Source organism: Parasynechococcus marenigrum WH 8102 (genome assembly GCF_000195975.1).
Taxonomy (GTDB): domain Bacteria; phylum Cyanobacteriota; class Cyanobacteriia; order PCC-6307; family Cyanobiaceae; genus Parasynechococcus; species Parasynechococcus marisnigri.
The window spans coordinates 1495633-1512252 of the sequence record NC_005070.1; the positions used below are offsets into that span (position 1 = coordinate 1495633).

General features: G+C 46.8%; 14 protein-coding genes. 12 read left to right on the plus strand and 2 right to left on the minus strand.

Annotation, left to right across the window (positions count from 1 at the left end; all coding sequences use genetic code 11):
• Positions 1-91 precede the first annotated feature (91 nt).
• Positions 92-709, minus strand: coding sequence for a hypothetical protein (locus TX72_RS07815; RefSeq protein ID WP_011128420.1), 618 nt, complete (start codon positions 707-709; stop codon positions 92-94).
• A gap of 1082 nt (positions 710-1791) precedes the next feature.
• Here TX72_RS07815 and TX72_RS13230 point away from each other — a divergent pair.
• From TX72_RS13230 to TX72_RS07835, 6 genes are all read left to right on the plus strand, one after another.
• A complete protein-coding gene (locus tag TX72_RS13230; RefSeq protein WP_011128421.1) occupies positions 1792-2988 on the plus strand; it encodes an extracellular catalytic domain type 1 short-chain-length polyhydroxyalkanoate depolymerase in 1197 nt (398 codons plus the stop codon).
• A gap of 210 nt (positions 2989-3198) precedes the next feature.
• Positions 3199-3405, plus strand: coding sequence for a hypothetical protein (locus TX72_RS14735; protein ID WP_042503647.1), 207 nt, complete (start codon positions 3199-3201; stop codon positions 3403-3405).
• Between the two features lie 45 nt (positions 3406-3450).
• Positions 3451-3663: a hypothetical protein gene (locus TX72_RS14210; protein ID WP_158305743.1), complete on the plus strand. Its 213-nt coding sequence runs from the start codon at positions 3451-3453 to the stop codon at positions 3661-3663.
• Between the two features lie 241 nt (positions 3664-3904).
• Positions 3905-4087 (plus strand): hypothetical protein, encoded by a 183-nt coding sequence (locus TX72_RS13620; RefSeq protein ID WP_049692260.1) that lies wholly within the window; start codon positions 3905-3907, stop codon positions 4085-4087.
• 107 nt (positions 4088-4194) lie between these two features.
• The gene (locus TX72_RS13950; RefSeq protein WP_011128423.1) at positions 4195-4791 is read left to right on the plus strand and encodes a hypothetical protein; all 597 of its coding nucleotides are present in this window, start codon (positions 4195-4197) and stop codon (positions 4789-4791) included.
• A 138-nt stretch (positions 4792-4929) separates the two neighbouring features.
• Positions 4930-5121, plus strand: coding sequence for a hypothetical protein (locus tag TX72_RS07835; RefSeq protein WP_042503650.1), 192 nt, complete (start codon positions 4930-4932; stop codon positions 5119-5121).
• A 15-nt stretch (positions 5122-5136) separates the two neighbouring features.
• Here TX72_RS07835 and TX72_RS07840 read toward each other — a convergent pair whose 3' ends face one another.
• Entirely contained in the window at positions 5137-5322 is a 186-nt protein-coding gene (locus TX72_RS07840; RefSeq protein WP_042503652.1) for a hypothetical protein, read from the minus strand.
• Between the two features lie 565 nt (positions 5323-5887).
• Between TX72_RS07840 and TX72_RS13625 the strand changes: the two genes are divergently transcribed.
• From TX72_RS13625 to TX72_RS14580, 6 genes are all read left to right on the plus strand, one after another.
• The gene (locus TX72_RS13625) at positions 5888-6274 is read left to right on the plus strand and encodes a hypothetical protein (RefSeq protein WP_011128425.1); all 387 of its coding nucleotides are present in this window, start codon (positions 5888-5890) and stop codon (positions 6272-6274) included.
• An 809-nt stretch (positions 6275-7083) separates the two neighbouring features.
• A complete protein-coding gene (locus TX72_RS07855) occupies positions 7084-7401 on the plus strand; it encodes a DUF3303 domain-containing protein (protein WP_042504363.1) in 318 nt (105 codons plus the stop codon).
• Between the two features lie 70 nt (positions 7402-7471).
• A complete protein-coding gene (locus tag TX72_RS07860; protein ID WP_042503659.1) occupies positions 7472-7669 on the plus strand; it encodes a hypothetical protein in 198 nt (65 codons plus the stop codon).
• Between the two features lie 240 nt (positions 7670-7909).
• Positions 7910-9712 carry a hypothetical protein gene (locus tag TX72_RS14575; protein WP_148228799.1) on the plus strand — a complete coding sequence of 601 codons (1803 nt, stop codon included), beginning with the start codon at positions 7910-7912 and terminating at the stop codon, positions 9710-9712.
• A 953-nt stretch (positions 9713-10665) separates the two neighbouring features.
• Entirely contained in the window at positions 10666-14130 is a 3465-nt protein-coding gene (locus TX72_RS13240; protein ID WP_011128428.1) for a pre-peptidase C-terminal domain-containing protein, read from the plus strand.
• A gap of 419 nt (positions 14131-14549) precedes the next feature.
• A complete protein-coding gene (locus TX72_RS14580; RefSeq protein ID WP_197525353.1) occupies positions 14550-16616 on the plus strand; it encodes an RCC1 domain-containing protein in 2067 nt (688 codons plus the stop codon).
• Positions 16617-16620: the final 4 nt, after the last annotated feature.

The following is a 16620-nucleotide window of genomic DNA, read 5'->3' on the forward strand; positions in this document are numbered from 1 at the left end:
ATTGCAATCGCCTCGAAAAAATTACAATACTTGATCATCGTATAGCTTGTAACAAAATGCCTATATTTTGGATTGAGTAGAAAGTGCTTGATTACACATCGCCAAGATTGACAATATCGTAAGAACTACTAGTTGCCTCTAGCAATCTAGAGTATCGGCTTCCCCTGTAACCATAATTATAATCAACATAGCTGATACTTGAGGTGTTCGTTAGCGCAGAAGATTCTGAAACCTCGACAGATTCACTCTCCGTGGAGACCTCCTCTGACGTAGAGTTGTTTTTTAAGTTGTTTTGGTTGGCTTCTGGGTTTATAATAAGATCTGAAGGTAAGTCCCCGCCCTTGTTGATCACGGATTTTAATAATAAGAAGTCATTTGATTCAACTTTGGAGACATTCACCAGACGCGCTATCACCCCACCTTTCTTTCCATACCCTTTACCAGCTCCATTGGAATTCCAGAAGAGAAAACCCTTCTTTTGATCAAAAATCAAATCAACGTCATGTTTCGAGTGGACCTTAACAGCTTCTTTCCTGTTTTTAGCAAAATGTATGGATGTATCAGTGTCAAAGCGTCTAGAGATAAGCTCTATTTTATTCGCAGCTCTCGAAAAGGAAGATAGATCATATTTTAAATATTTGGCTTTCTTTTTTTGATGATTGAGAAAAATCTGAAGATTGCCATCATCACTGAGAGAGGGTTTTCTCATGAGTCTGAGGTGACTGGATTTATAATGACAAAGGATTCTCAAAAGCGTGGATCGAGTGCGCTATTCGTTCCAGGACGTACCCGATGCCGAACATCCTTGATCACGTCTCACTAGCACCAGTCGTTGAAGTAGACGCTTGGCCACGCTCAGCATAACGCAAGGAATGGTTCGCCATCACAAGGGGCATCATTCAAGACACCATCGCTGACATGAACCTCGATCCTGCTGCTGAAGCAGACGTGATCGAAGCCTTCACTGGTGCAGGGCTGTTGTGAATGATCAGGAGCTGACTAACTAATGGTCGTGCAGCAGCAGCTCAAGCTCTCCATAGAAGAGAGCCATAGTGCCAACGATGGCCACGCACAGGGTGGTAGTGAGAAGCAGTTCGTTGAGCATCTTTTCCTCCTTGTCGCTGTCCTTGGTCTAAGACAAATAGTCAGCACTTGTAGCTATTATTACAAGTCTGAATGGAGTGAAAACCGGCCAGCAAGACCGATAGGCTCAAATCGATCGCAGCGCAGTCAACCTCAGCGATTTGCACCCCTACAAGCGCCGGGTAACATCAGCCACCTGACCAGACAAATGCTTCAAGCCGCACCAAAATCAACTGCGATCCTCCTCCAATCTTTTACGTGATCTGAATAAACCGTCACGCCAAACAGCAAGGGCACTCAGAGGCTTGAGTAGTTTCGTCAGCACGATTGTGGATACAGGAATCATTGATCGTCGCTCCACAACCTGGACGCGGCAAAACGCCAAGCGACGATTGAACTTGCAGAGGCACCGAAAGCAAGAAATGCTATCAGCATCTGGGAGGTATCCATGGGAAATTTACAAGAGAGGCTCTCCTAGCTACTCACTAACGACTGGCGCTGTTGTTACCAATTTGGAGCAGCAACCACTGGTCCCGAAATATCCGTGTCATCTCAGCAATGCAGCTGACCCAATAAATCGCCGCTGATCAACATGGCAAGGGCCGCTAAGGCAAGCAGCTGTATCAGCAAGACGTCGCCACAATGGGATGACGAACTGCTCGAAGCTGTAGTATCAATGCTCAAAGCGCATGGTCTGCTGTAAGCGAAATGAAGCCAGAAAACTTCACTTCAGAAAAGATTCCCGCTTCTCTCGATGAAGTGTCTTTGAATTATTTCGCTCACGATGGTAATAAAAGAGAGTATTTAACATACATTCCATCAGGCTACTCGCACACAATTGAAGCTCCTGTCATTCTTAATTTTCATGGATTCGGGGGCACTGCCTCTGGGCAACTTGCTTTATCGGACTGGAGAGACCTAGCAGAAAAGCATGGCATTATTTTAATCTATCCTCAAGGGCTTGAACTGCAGAAAGGCGGAAGTCATTGGAATCCCGATCCTGTGTCAAGTGACAGCAAAAGCATAAGTGACGACTTGGGATTTGTAAGACGATTGCTAAAGAGAATCTCAAAGAATTATTCAATCGACAAATCACGTGTGTATGCAACTGGCTATTCCAACGGAGCAGGGATGGCATACGGGCTGGCACATCATATGCCCGACCTAATAGCAGGAATTGCTCCCGTATCAGGGTTGATGAATGACGAATATCTTTCAACTACTTCTGGCGGTTCACCTGTTGGTCTTATAAGTTTTAATGGCGAAGAAGATTGGGTACGCCCAGTCAATGGCATTAATGGATACTTGGCGTCTGTTGCTGACATATCAAGCCATTGGGCTAGGGAAAATAGTTCAACGCAAAGTATAGCCGAGCAATTCGCACAAGCCAATGGTGATCGCATTGAACGCACCTCCTACTCTCGAGATGATGGATTGACTACCGTTGAACAATACTTAGTAGACAGGGGTGGCCATGAGTGGTTTGATCTTGATATCGAAGGCAAAGATCTAAATCAACTTGCGTGGCAGTTTCTTTCGAGACTAAGGAAACAAGATGAAGGCATCTTAACGGCGCGCAAGAAATCTCTTGAACTCCGATTGCCAGATGTTTTTACGCGAGGGTTGGCAGACAAGGTTATCAATTTCAATGCATTAACAGATGCAATAGATATTGATATCAATAGCTTCGGCATTAACAGATCAGCAACGTTCGAAACTGGCAAAAACAAGAAGGAAGTCAAGAAAGTTCTTGCCAAGCAAGACTTCGACTTCCTCTACGACCAGAAGAAGGGTGGGCTTTACTTCAACGAAAATGGGGCAGACAAAGGCTTTGGGGAAGGCGGCATCATTGCCATCCTTAAAGGCGCACCTGATCTAACGTCTAGCAATCTAGAGTTTATCTAAGGCATCTCCCTAGTTGATCTTCTCCGATAAGTGCCTATGGCAATCACCACACGAGCGCAACGCCAGCAACGACGTTACGAGGCTCTACAGCTGATCAGCTGTGGTGTTCCGCCAACTGATGCTGCTTCACAGCTGACTGTTAAGTGGGGTTGCAGTCGGCGAACGAGTCTGCGTGACATAGAAAGCGTGCATAGTGAACTAGCAAACGCCTTGGATTCGGTTGAGCTTCAGCAGATGATGGGTTGGCTGGCAACGCAGTATCAACGCCTGGCGGCCAAGGCTGAACGCGATGGCCAGTACGCCTCAGCTGTTGGTGCGTTGAACGCATTGCGAGCAATGGTTGTGCAACCGCAACTGGATGCGCAGTTTGCTGCGCACTTCCGTGGTCGCTTTACGCACCAAACGCACCGCAGGTAACAATCGGTTTAAAATTATGTAGTAAGTCATTGGGATGAGGTGCAGATGATTAAATCCTTCCTGACTATTGTTGGCGCGATAATTACTGTTGCATGCCCAGTAGCTAAGGCTGCTGAAGAAGATGACCAACAAACGCAAGAACCAAAAACATATGAAAGATGCGTGCTGGTCGCTTCTGAAAGGAATACAAAGTGGACTCAGTACAGAGTCGATGTCAATAACTGCAGAGCTAAATACGGCATGCCAGGTGAGTACTAATACATGTCTTGATAGTTCAAACTCTGGGACAACGGTCTAGCTTGAGCATCAACCCAATGACTGGGAGGTACTTCTTATGCTCGCTCGACCTCACCTTGTTCTGGGTTGGCTCCATTGCCAACCAGAGGACAGCAGATGACTTCTCGATCGGCAGCTAACCCATCGCGATCATTCGCTGGAGGCTGATCCAAGCTTCAGCGGTACCCAACCGAGCTTCGTTGAAGAGACCTGGGTCAACTGGTTGCCGAAGGCTGTCGCTCAACCCTTCTACAGAGACCAGCTCACCGCCCATGTTGCAGAGGTGGAACGCCAAATCTCCAACCTCAGCCGCGAGATTGAACGGCAGTCCGGCGGCCTGCTCGATCAGAGAGATTCAGCTGTGGATCTCAGGCAACGTCTCAAACATATGCTGGAGGGCTCGTAAATATAGAAAGTTTTCATTAAAAGGTAAGAAGCGCTACAAATATTAGAATATCTACTATTTCGCGGCATCGCTCAATAGTAGATTTTAGAGTCAGTAGCAAGCAAGTTGTGCCTGAGGAGATCTTCTACGCAAAAGGGGCTGTAATTCAAAGCCATTACGCGATCTCAAATGAAGCACCAGACTCCTGGTCTTATTGCATCAAAGCAATAGCATCTGAGCGAGGTAACAATTTTGATGAAGTAATCGAATACAGAGATAGGCAATTACTGCGTCAGATGAGTCTCGTCAATAACAATGCAAGAGACCCACTGAATGTTGTGCAGACAAGGTTTGATCGGGTTGGATACAATTCATTTGCAATTGACTTTTATCACTCAAATAAAACACCTGAATTGGTATTTATCTCACCTATCTGTAAGCCTGAAAAATCAGATTTGTCATACGGCTCAATCGCGGATATCGCGTATACATTCAATTGTAATTGCGATGTGAATTCTAAATGTTCCAAATTCATTCAAAGCACAACTCTTTTAGGAATAAATTTGATCAAGAAGGGTCGCTTGGAGGGGATAGAGTCGACAAGGGAGAAAATTATGGAGGAGTTCTCTACATACAATAGAGGTAGAGAAGTTGACATTAGCGAGGTGGCTCTAAAAAATAATAATTCTCAAAGTATATTAGAAGATTTGTCTCAGCTAAATTAATAAAAATATTGATAAATTCAAATTTTTGTGCATTTGATCAATCTTATACATTTTTGGGATCTCAGACAACGTCTTAAGCACCTGCTGGAGACCTCATAACCCTGCTCAACCATCCGTTTCCAGACGCACCAGATACCGATGCCGAACATTCTTGATCACGTCTCACAAGCACCAGTTCTTGAAATAGACGATTTGCCACGCTCGGCAACACGCAAGGAATGGTTCGCCATCACCAGGCGCATCATTCAAGACACCATCGCTGACATGAAACTCGATCCCGCTGCGGAAACAGAAGTAATTGAAGCCTTCACAGGTGCAGGTCTGCTGTGAGGGCTGTCATGCCCCTTACTGCATTAGGTCATCAGTTGGCCTTGCAGGGACAGTCGCCACTGCATCACCTGGCGTTGCTACTTGAGGATTGATTTGGTTCCAGCCATTGAACATGTGAATGCCTGCAATGAACGCCAGAGCAATCATCAAGTAACCGATTCGGTTTTCCTCTTGGAAGGCTTGTCTTTCTTTTTTTGTCATCCTGTGACCTCCTTGCTACGCGGTCTTCCCCATGGCTTTGGTCTACGCCTTTGGAGCAGACACTTGTGTTGGTTGTCACATTTCTGCATGGAGAGAAAAACAGCCATAAAGATGCGCCGGCAGGCAAGCGGACGGACGCTAAATCCAGTGCAGCGCAGTCAATCTCAGCGATTTAACCATCAAACGGACGGGCCCAACACGGCCTTGCAGCGGCCCAGCAGAAGCGATCGAAGCCTTCACTGGTGCAGGGCTGTTGTGAATGATTGGAAGCTGACCAACTAGTGATCTTGTAGCAGAAGCTGAAGCTCTCCATAGAAGAGAGCCATAGCGCCAACGATGGCCACGCACAGGGTGGTGGTGAGAAGCAGTTCGTTGAGCATCTTTTCATCCTTATCTTTGTCCTTGGTCTAAGACAAACCGTCAGCACTTGTAGCTCTTGTCACGAGCCTGAATGGAGTAAAAACCGGCCACTACAACCGATAGGCTCAGATCCACTGCATTGCAGTCGTTCTCAGCGACTTGTCCCCCTCAAAAGCGCCGGTTCCAACCTTCCAAGTAGCAAGCCATGACCCGCAAGCGCGTAACCGCTAGCGAGAAGAAACAACGCCATGCATGGGCGATACGTCAGATCGACAAAGGCGTCGGCTTCTCCGAGCTTGCGACCCTTGTGGCCGAAACATGGGGGTGTTCACGTCGACAAGCCCGTCGTGTCGTAGCTGATGCCCACAAAGAGTGGATGGAGATTGCCTTCGGAGCTGAGGAGATCGATCAGCGTGACCTGCTGATGCAAAGCGTCGCCCGCCTGGAGCGCACTGCGCGTAAGGCGGAAGCAAGCGGCAACTTCGCCTGTGCGATCGGCGCGGTTCAGCTGATGAATCGAATGATGGCCTCAGGTGCTGATCAGACGGGATGCCGCGGTCATCGCCGCAAAGGGCACTACTACCGGCACTGACTACTTCTGCCCGTACTCGATTATGAGTCGTTTCTGGAAGTTGAGTTGGCGGAGCTTCTCGATGTGCTGCTCATGCTCTCCGCTGCTCCAGTGGCGTGGGAAGGCGACTCGGGCTTGTAGCTCCGAAATTTCATCGTTGAGATTTCTCGCTGGGTCCTCGGACCGAAGGACGCCTCCACAGTGCACCATCACAGGTCCAAGAACTTGCCTCACGTCTTTTTCTATAGAAAGGGACCAGAACTAGGCATTAAGCCTCTTAAGGCTTTGCCTACGAGCAGAGGAAAAGACTCAAACTCTCTGCACTCGCTGTACCCACATGAAAGCTTTACACGTCAACGTTGCTTTCATGGGCGGGACTGTCGTCATTGCAGCGATGGTCCTGGCCTTCGTTCAGACCCTTAGGTGAGCCTCGATCAGCTTGTCATTCAAAGTGCTGGATAAGCATTCGCAACACCCCATAGGGCGAGAGCTGTGATGCAAGCAAAGACGACAGCAGTTGAAGCTGCCAAATCAGCTTTCTTCGACTTCTGGACAAATTGAAGTAAGCGAGCCATGGGTTTAATGCTTAACCCCCCTGTCATGGCTCAGCAGGTCTGTTTGTTCCATCAATGTGAGTAAGCCCACATCAGTAGTCGGCACATGATGTTGGTGTAGCCGCAGCTGCACAGGCAATTTGAAGCTCACTTCCGTGGGAGCCACACGCATAAGCCGTTCCGGCGCTGACATTCCATTGTCACGATCTGATCACCTGAACAGTGGCAAAGCCCTGGGATGGCTACCAAATGGCTGACTCCTTCTTCGTACTTCCCATGCAGATGTATCTCGCTGATTGCATTTTCCCTGATATTGAAGGTCAACTGGCTGCTTACAAAAGCTTCTGTGAGCTTTGGGATTCAGGCGAAATGGCCAAGCTCGACAACTTTGATGGTTTTCAAATGTTGTTCCGTGTGCACGCTCCAGGTGCAGGCCGAGTAACCATTCTTTTTAAGGCGGAGAGTGATGCTCAGATCTTTGAAGCCTTCGCGCCATGGCGTGCGCAGTTCGGTATTGAGATGGACTTCACTCCTGTAATCGGGTGTCAGGATGTGGTCGATTACCACAAAAAGCTTTTCGCGAAGATGTCCTGACAACGGGCTGGGGGCAATTACGCTCCCAACCCGTTCACTGACTTTCCAGAATTGAAGTTGCGACGGACTGTTGACCAACATTCTCGATGGCATTTGTCCTGATGGCTTCATCCTTGATGGCCTCGATGGCTGGCCCCGGTCAGCAATACGAAAGGAGTGGTTTCGCAATACTCGTGAGCTTGTCGCTCGCACCATCGCCGACATGAATCTCGATCCTGCTACGGAAGCAGAAGTGATCGAAGCCTTCACTGGTGCAGGGCATTCGTAAAAACCGTCATGTCAGTTGCTGAATCAGGCCTTCAGTGTCTCTGCTTGGAAAAGATGAAACGAAGTTATCTACTGAAGGGCCTCCGTATCTCATTGACTCCAAGCCGCTGAGCACAGCTGTAGGGCATATCATTTGCCCAGACAAGGCTAGCAATATTCTGGTTGCGCATAAAGTATAAACTTAACTTATATTGATTGAGTTGTTCCTGAACTAGAATTTAGTTAGGTATATATGCCACAAATGGCAACTCCACCAATTGTTGGCTTTCACAAGGGTCACGGGACTGATGGTGAGGAGCATGTACATGAGGGAATAGAAACATTAGACACCGGATTTATTGGAATTGGACATACGCAAGACTCCCCAGAATCGGAGACTTTGGACATACTTGTCATCAAGACTGATTCTAATGGTGAAGAAATCTGGAGTAAAAAGATTGGAGCGATTGGGGAATGGGATGTAGGCATTGCGATTGCCGAATCCAGCGATTCATTCTATGCAGTCGGAGGGAAAAGCCTAGGTGGCATTCAAAAACCAGTGATTATAAAGATGGCAAAAGGTGGTGAAATATTATGGGAAAAATTATTTGATACGCCCGGAGTTGGGATGCTGAGAGGCATTGATATCACTCAAAACGGGGAAGTAGCTGTAACCGGCTTCCATGAAGGAGACGAAGAGGGATTTGTATTTATATCGGAAGGAACTGGATTCGCAGCAGTCTTGGACAGAGATGGAGTGGTTGTCTGGCAAGAGGATTATGAACAAATACCTCAAGGAACAAAAATATTGAGCACCGATAATAATGGCTACGCCATCTTATCAACTGTCTGGAATGAAGAAGAAAACAACGCGGCAATTTTAAAGATAGGAAATAGTGGAGAAGTGCAATGGTTTGAGAGCTATGGCGGTGGTAACAACCAAGCATTCGATTTCGAATATATTACGGAAGAAGGTTATGTCTTGGCTGGTCATACGAATTCTATCTCAGCAGTGAATTGGGATGGCTTGATGACCAAGGTCGATACAAGTGGAAATCTTGTTTGGCGAAAAACAGTAGGGCAGCCAAGAGGGTACGACTCACTGTATATCCATGATGAGTTCTACGGAATTGTTGTTGATTCTGATGGATCATATGTAATGGCTGGCGGAACAGGTGATGAATCTGCTATGTACGAAGAAGGCGGTCACCCATCAGGGCCCTCGGGAGAATGGAAGTCTTACTTGGTTAAAATCAATCCAAATGGACAGACTATATGGGAGGCAGTTTATGGAGAAAGCAATCAAGGGCACAATGCGGCAGAATTTTTGGATACCACTATTGACGGAGGCTTCATACTTTTCAATGACTCCGATACAGCTTCAATATCAACCAAAGAGCCAAACAATTTCGGATTCATGAAGCTTGATCATAATGCAAGCCATTTATCTGATGCCAACCAAGACCCATTACCTGAAACGGTAACTAACCCAACTCCTGAACCGGTTCCAACCCCTACTCCAGAACCAACGCCTGCAACTGTTCTTACACCCACGCCAGAACCACCGCCAACGCCATCTCTAGAACTACCACCATCGCCATTATCACCACCAATTGATGGTGACTTCTCATCTCTACCACCCGACTTATGGCTCTCGCAAACTCACGACGTCATCATTCAATCAGTTCGTGGTAAGGGTAAATTAAAGGGTAAGAAAGGTGCAGATGCCTTCTATTTTAATTCCTTTGAGGCATTTACTAAAAAGTCTGCTGACAAGATCATTGGATTTAAAGCATCGCAAGACACAATTGCCGTAAGTCCCGATGCGTTTCCTGCATTGGAAGGTGTCTCCGCTATCAGGTTTGCATCGACCAAGAGCAAAAAGGAATTAAAGCAATTATCCAAGGAGGATTACGATTTTGTCTATTTTGAGAAAAAAGGTCGGCTCTACTTCGATGGAAATGGCGCAGAGAAGAACTGGGGAAACAGTGATGAAGGAGGTCTTGTGGCAATCCTGAAAGGAAAACCTGAGCTAACTTCATTTGACATCAAATTGCTGGCTTGAGAAAGCAAGGTAGTGGAAGATATCTTTGGCAATGACCTTGACTCCTTTAGTGGATATGGCGTTGAGATTATGGAAATCTGATCTCTATCAATAATTTGTCTTTTCACCAGCCCCGTCAGCAATGGCGGGGCTTTTATGCAAGGGCAGAGCGGGGAACACTTCAGGCAATCACGTCTGACCAACGCCTCAAGACAACCGCATCGCCCTGTTCCTAAAGGCTGAACTGTTTGCAGCACTGCAAGCCAAACGCACTGTGAGTTTGTTGAACCATCTCGGATCCGAATTGTGTCGCCATCTCCAATAGAAAGAATTGTTGAGCTCGACGCGGGTAATGACGAAAGTGCGACCAATAAAATAGTGGCTCTTTGTATCACATGACATACAAATACTTGAATTAGTATAAACCCATTGCGCTGCAGACGATCTCAGGGATTTGTCCCGTCAAAAGTGCCGGACAACGACTACCCGACTAAGCCTTTTCCATGGCGAACGATCGAGGTCACTTCGTTAGTGGTGTCATTCACCACCATGTACGTACACATCTTTGCCTTGGGCTTGGCGCGGGCACAGATGTAAGCTCTGAACTCTGTTTTGTAAGACATCTCCTTAACCCAACGATCGGGAGCTTCTTGCTGGAGGACGCAATACAAAAGTCACTTGATATAGACACTATTGATAGCAACAGCTACTCATCTGTAACGCCCAGTTTTAGTTTCCACACAGTTCACACCCGGACATGTCCGGGTGTCATCAGGATAAAACATCCTTTTCGCTTGTCGGGCATTGCATTACCGGCCACCTCAACAGACAAAGGCTTCAAGCCACACAAAAGTCACCACTGATGCTTTTCCAATCGCCATCGACAACCACTGGTCACGAAGTATGCGCGTCATCTCAGCAGTGCAGCTGACCCAATAAATCGCTACAGAGCCTCATGGCAAGCGCATGTAGCCATGCGCAGAGAAAGTGGCAAACTGACTAAAGCTAGTGGCATGGCGATGCAAGGCAAGCTCCTCGAATCGGTACTGGTCCAAGTCCCGACGCAACCTCAGCAAAAAAATCGGACTGACCTTGAGGCAGAAACCACACTCATAGACAGAGCAACCCCTAGACGAACTCACCAAGAATGGGCGAACAGATCAGCTTTTGCTGCAATTAATGCGGACGGGTCCGTTACATCCTGGGGTTCAACATTTGAGGGAGGTGATAGCAGTAATGTAGCCGATCAGATAAGTTCTGGTGTAGTAAGAATCCACTCCACTAGACAAGCATTTGCTGCCATCAAGGATGATGGATCTGTAGTCGCATGGGGAAGATCTACCGATGGCGGAAACAGTTCAGCCGTTGCAGATCAACTTGCCGGCGAGCATAATAATCAGCCTTCTGTTATTGACATTTCCTCGACGTTAGGAGCATTTGCGGCAATAAGAAATGATGGATCTGTAGTCACATGGGGATCGTCTTTCAGAGGGGGAAACAGCAACGGCGTTACCGAGCATATTTCAAGCGGAGTCACCGATATCTTCAGTACACAATCTGCTTTTGCTGCTCTAAAGCGAGATGGTTCTGTGATTACGTGGGGCGATAGCGATTACGGCGGGGACAGCTCAGCTGTTGCAAGTGACTTGACGGGGGGCGTTGTCAAAATCTTTGCCAATGACTACGCTTTTTCTGCCTTAAAGCAAGACGGTTCCGTTGTTACCTGGGGTCTTGACGCTTATGGAGGAAGAAGCCTTGAGGTAAGCGATTCCTTAAACAATGTAAGTCACATCTATACAACAGACAGTGCATTCGCCGCACTCAAGGAAGATGGATCAGTCGTTTGCTGGGGACTAGACCTTTATGGTGGCAATCCGAGCGAAAGTATTGTTCAATTATTATCATCAGGTGTTTCATCCATATCCTCTACTCGTTATGCATTCGCCGCTCTTAAAGACGATGGATCAGTCATAACCTGGGACGACGTATCAGGCGGAGATAGCTCAGGTGTCTCAGAACAACTTCAATCAGGTGTGACAAGCTTATTTGCCACCGAACAAGCATTTGCTGCTTTGAAAAACGACGGCTCTGTTGTGAGCTGGGGGTCGATTTATTATGGCGGTGACAGCACTGATTTGCAATCAGAGCTCTCTAGTGGAGTCCATACAATCGTACCGAACGGCTATGCATTTTCTGCACTAAAGAATGATGGTTCTGTGCTAACTTGGGGCGGAGGAAATCAGGGCGGAGATATCAGTAGTGTTGCCGATGAATTAAGCGATGGTGTGACAGATATTTATGGCAATGAAAAAGCATTTGTTGCCATTAAAAATGATGGTAGTGTCGTGTCATGGGGTGCACCCAATCGCGGTGGAGATTCAAGTGAAGCAAATTTCAGAGGCGGAAGTCCATCTATTGCGACACCATTAAGCGAATTAAATATCTCAGGCAAACCTATTGATGATTTTATCGATACTATTCCTGTTCCTACCCCCACGCCTTCACCTGACACGACTACTTCACTAGGCCCAACGCCAACACCGGAATCAACTCCAATACCTTCTGCAACGCCAACACCGGAATCAACTCCAATACCTTCTGCAACGCCAACACCGGAATCAACTCCAATACCTTCTGCAACGCCAACACCGGAATCAGCTCCAGTACCTTCTGCAACGCCAACACCAGAATCAACTCCAGCACCTTCTGCAACTCCTGATCCGTCTATAGACCAAGAACTTATAGATGATTTCGCAAATAATTCTTCTACAAGCGGGGTTGTTGTTATAGGGGATGTCTTGTATGGCAATTTAGAATCCATATACGATGATGATTGGTTTAAAGTTTCATTAACCAAAGGAAGTGTTTATCGATTTGATCTTGAGGGTATACAGTTGAATGATCCACGAATGACTCTGTATGGGTCTAATTTAAAGGAATTAACTTATGACGACGATGGAGGGTCTGGATATGACTCACTCATTGAATTCACAGCAACGTCGAGTGATAACTATTTTATTAGTGCAAAAAGTTGGGGGGAAACTGGCACTTATACATTAAAGGCTACAGATATCACACCAGCACCTTCTGCAACGCCAGCACCGGAACCAACTCCAGTACCTTCTGCAACGCCAACACCAGAATCTACTCCAGCACCTTCTGCAACTCCGGATCCGTCTATAGACCAAGAACTTATAGATGATTTCGCAAATAATTCTTCTACAAGCGGGGTTGTTGTTATAGGGGGTGTCGTGAATGGCAACTTAGAATCCATATACGATGATGATTGGTTTAAAGTTTCGTTAACCAAAGGAAGTGTTTATCGATTTGATCTTGAGGGAATACAGTTGAATGATCCGCGAATGAGTCTGCATGGGTCTAATTTACAGGAATTAACTTATGACGACGATGGAGGGTCTGGATATGATTCACTCATTGAATTTACAGCAACGTCGAGTGATAACTATTTTATTAGTGCAAAAAGTTGGGGGGAAACTGGCACCTATGCATTAAAAGCTACAGATATAACACCAGCACCTTCTGCAACCCCAACACCGGAACCAACTCCATTACCTTCTGCAACTCCTGATCCATCTATAGACAAAGAACTTATAGATGATTTCGCAAATAATTCTTCTACAAGCGGGGTTGTTGTTATAGGGGGTGTCGTGAATGGCAACTTAGAATCCATATACGATGATGATTGGTTTAAAGTTTCATTAACCAAAGGAAGTGTTTATCGATTTGATCTTGAGGGAATACAGTTGAATGATCCGCGAATGAGTCTGCATGGGTCTAATTTACAGGAATTAACTTATGACGACGATGGAGGGTCTGGATATGATTCCCTCATTGAATTTACAGCAACGTCGAGTGATGACTATTTTATTAGTGCAAAAAGTTGGGGGGAAACTGGCACCTATGCATTAAAAGCTACAGATATAACACCAGCACCTTCTGCAACCCCAACACCGGAACCAACTCCATTACCTTCTGCAACGCCAACACCAGAATCAACTCCTGAGCCTGAGCCTTACGACGTCATCATTCAATCAGTTCGTGGTAAGGGTAAATTAAAGGGGACGAAAGTTGCAGATGCCTTCACTTTCGATAGCTTTGAACCATTCACAAAGAAAGCTGCTGACAAGATCATTGGATTTGAAGCATCGCAAGGCGACACAATTGCCGTAAGTCCCGATGCGTTCCCTGCATTGGTAGGTGTCTCCGCTATCAGGTTTGCATCGACTAGGAGTAAGAAGGAATTCAAGCAAATGTCCAAGGAAGATTACGATTTTGTCTATTTTGAGAAAAAAGGTCGGCTCTACTTCGATGGCAATGGTTCTGCGAAGAACTGGGGGAACAGTGGTGAAGGAGGTCTCGTGGCAATCCTGAAAGGAAAGCCTGATCTAACTGCTGAGGACTTAACACTGCTTGCTTGATAAAACTTCAAAACTGAACACATTCTCCCGTCAGCCATGGCGGGGTTTCTTATTGCATCGGCAGAGCGGGTAACACTCAGGACAGTTACGGCTGAACCATGACCCGCGATACCTTCATCGCACTGTTCCTACTGAGTGAACTGGTTGCTGTCACACCTGAATCGTTACGAGCTGCATACAAGGAGCGCGATCTGCTCTCGACCTGTTTATTTGTATAATTTTACAGCTAGGACTCTTGGTTAAACTATTGCGATACTGATGTTTTTCGTGGATCAACGAATGCAATGATTGACAACTGATCTCCGATTCCTGATAGAGATATCTATTTTTTCCAAAGTTAAATGCATAATAAGTTTTTCGGAGAGGCAATAGTTTTTTGCGATGAATTGTTCTACAATTATTTAAGAAGGAGAGTCACTATGGCCAAAGCCCTCATAGCTGCATCGCCAGACCGCACCAGTCGTGAATGGCGTAATGCAGCTGCTTTTGCTGCACTTACTGAAACAGGGGAAATCCGTGCATGGGGAATCCCAACTTCAGGTGGCCTTTTGTCGATTGATGCAGCAGCGCTTAGTGGAGTACGCCAGATCTATTCGACTGAATCAGCATTCGCAGCATTGACTGATCAAGGGCAAGTAGTTGCGTGGGGTGGCAATGGAGGAGATGCCAGCGCAGTTCAGGATCAGTTGGAAAGTGGTATTCGATCAATTGCATCCACTACAGAGGCTTTTGCTGCTCTCGATATTAATGGCAAGGTCACAACATGGGGTACTGCGAAATTCGGTGGAGATACAAGCGACATAGCAGATGTACTCAATGAAGGTGTCGTTGATATATTTTCTACTGATCATGCATTTGCTGCACTTAAAGAAGATGGCACTGTGGTGGCCTGGGGTGACGAGTTTTCTGGTGGATTTAGGGGGAAATCTGGAATAGGAGTTGCACAAAATGTTCGAGAGATACGTTCTACATCTGGAGCTTTTGCGGCATTATTAAATGACGATACAGTGCAGACATGGGGCTATTGGAATCATGGCGGCCTTCCCGAGGGGGTAAGTGCTCTTGCATTGGCATCCGGACAAGTAAAAGACATTTTCAGTAATGAGTTCACATTTGCTGCACTTTTGAAAGATGGCACGGTAATTGCTTGGGGGAGTCCATCATCTGGAGGTGATACAAGTTCGGTTGACGAGCAATTGATGGATGTGCAGACAATTGTTGGGAATCGAAATGCATTTGCAGCAATTACGGGTAGTGGAAAAGTGGTTAGTTGGGGCATCTCGGGGGACAATTACGTAGATCAGGGTGATGCCTTGGGGGCGGGTGTGATTAACGTCGTTGCATCTGATCAGGCTTTTGCTGCGCTCAAAAGCGATGGCTCTGTCGTGACATGGGGTTCCAGTCAATACGGTGGAGACAGTTCTGCTGTTGCTAGTGATTTGATCAGTGATGTTGTTGAACTGACCGCTTCTGAGTCCGCGTTCGCTGCGCGAAAGAGTAATGGGAAGGTTGTAACTTGGGGTGACAATGAGGCCGGTGGGGATAGCTCCTCTGTTCAGCCACAGCTACTGACTGGCGTCGAAAAGGTCTACGCCAACCAGCTTGCATTCGCGGCCTTGAAATCGGATGGATCAGTTGTGACATGGGGAGATCAGGAATATGGCGGTAACTCACGATTTGCGACTGGTGGTGATCTAGACGATATTGTGAATATTGCTGATGTTTTTACAGATACTTTCATTGGTGATAATTTCATCGATACCGTTCCGGTTCCAACACCAACACCGGTTCCAACACCAACACCGGTTCCAACACCAACACCGGATCCAACACCAACGCCGGATCCAACACCAACACCGGATCCAACACCAACACCGGATCCAACACCAACACCGGATCCAACACCAACACCGGATCCAACACCAACACCGGATCCAACACCAACACCGGATCCAACACCAACACCGGATCCAACACCAACACCGGATCCAACACCAACACCGGATCCAACACCAACACCGGATCCAACACCAACACCGGATCCAACACCAACACCGGATCCAACACCGACGTCAGAGCCTTATGACGGCATCATTCAATCAGTTCGTGGTAAGGGCAAATTAAAGGGAACGAAAGTTGCCGATGCCTTCACTTTCGATTCCTTTGAAGCATTTACTAAAAAGTCTGCTGACAAGATCATTGGATTTAATGCATCGCAAGGCGACACAATTGCCGTTAGTCCAAATGCGTTCCCTGCATTGACAGGTGCCTCCGCTATCAGCTTTGCATCGACTAGGAACAAGAAGGAGTTCAAGCAATTGTCCAAGGAGGATTACGACTTTGTATATTTTGAGAAAAAAGGTCGCCTCTACTTCGATGGAAATGGCGCAGAGAAGAACTGGGGGAACAGCAGTGAGGGAGGTCTTGTGGCAATCCTGAAAGGAAAGCCTGAGCTAACTGCTGAAGACGTAACACTGTTGGCTTGACAAA

Coding starts and splice junctions, on each gene's coding strand:
- TX72_RS07840 (WP_042503652.1), bottom strand. CDS start 5,322: ATGACAAAAAAAGAAAGACAAGCCTTCCAAGAGGAAAACCGAATCGGT.
- TX72_RS14575 (WP_148228799.1), top strand. CDS start 7,910: ATGGCAACTCCACCAATTGTTGGCTTTCACAAGGGTCACGGGACTGAT.
- TX72_RS14580 (WP_197525353.1), top strand. CDS start 14,550: ATGGCCAAAGCCCTCATAGCTGCATCGCCAGACCGCACCAGTCGTGAA.
- TX72_RS13625 (WP_011128425.1), top strand. CDS start 5,888: ATGACCCGCAAGCGCGTAACCGCTAGCGAGAAGAAACAACGCCATGCA.
- TX72_RS14210 (WP_158305743.1), top strand. CDS start 3,451: ATGATTAAATCCTTCCTGACTATTGTTGGCGCGATAATTACTGTTGCA.
- TX72_RS07815 (WP_011128420.1), bottom strand. CDS start 709: ATGAGAAAACCCTCTCTCAGTGATGATGGCAATCTTCAGATTTTTCTC.
- TX72_RS07835 (WP_042503650.1), top strand. CDS start 4,930: ATGCCGAACATTCTTGATCACGTCTCACAAGCACCAGTTCTTGAAATA.
- TX72_RS13230 (WP_011128421.1), top strand. CDS start 1,792: ATGAAGCCAGAAAACTTCACTTCAGAAAAGATTCCCGCTTCTCTCGAT.
- TX72_RS07855 (WP_042504363.1), top strand. CDS start 7,084: ATGCAGATGTATCTCGCTGATTGCATTTTCCCTGATATTGAAGGTCAA.
- TX72_RS13240 (WP_011128428.1), top strand. CDS start 10,666: ATGCGCAGAGAAAGTGGCAAACTGACTAAAGCTAGTGGCATGGCGATG.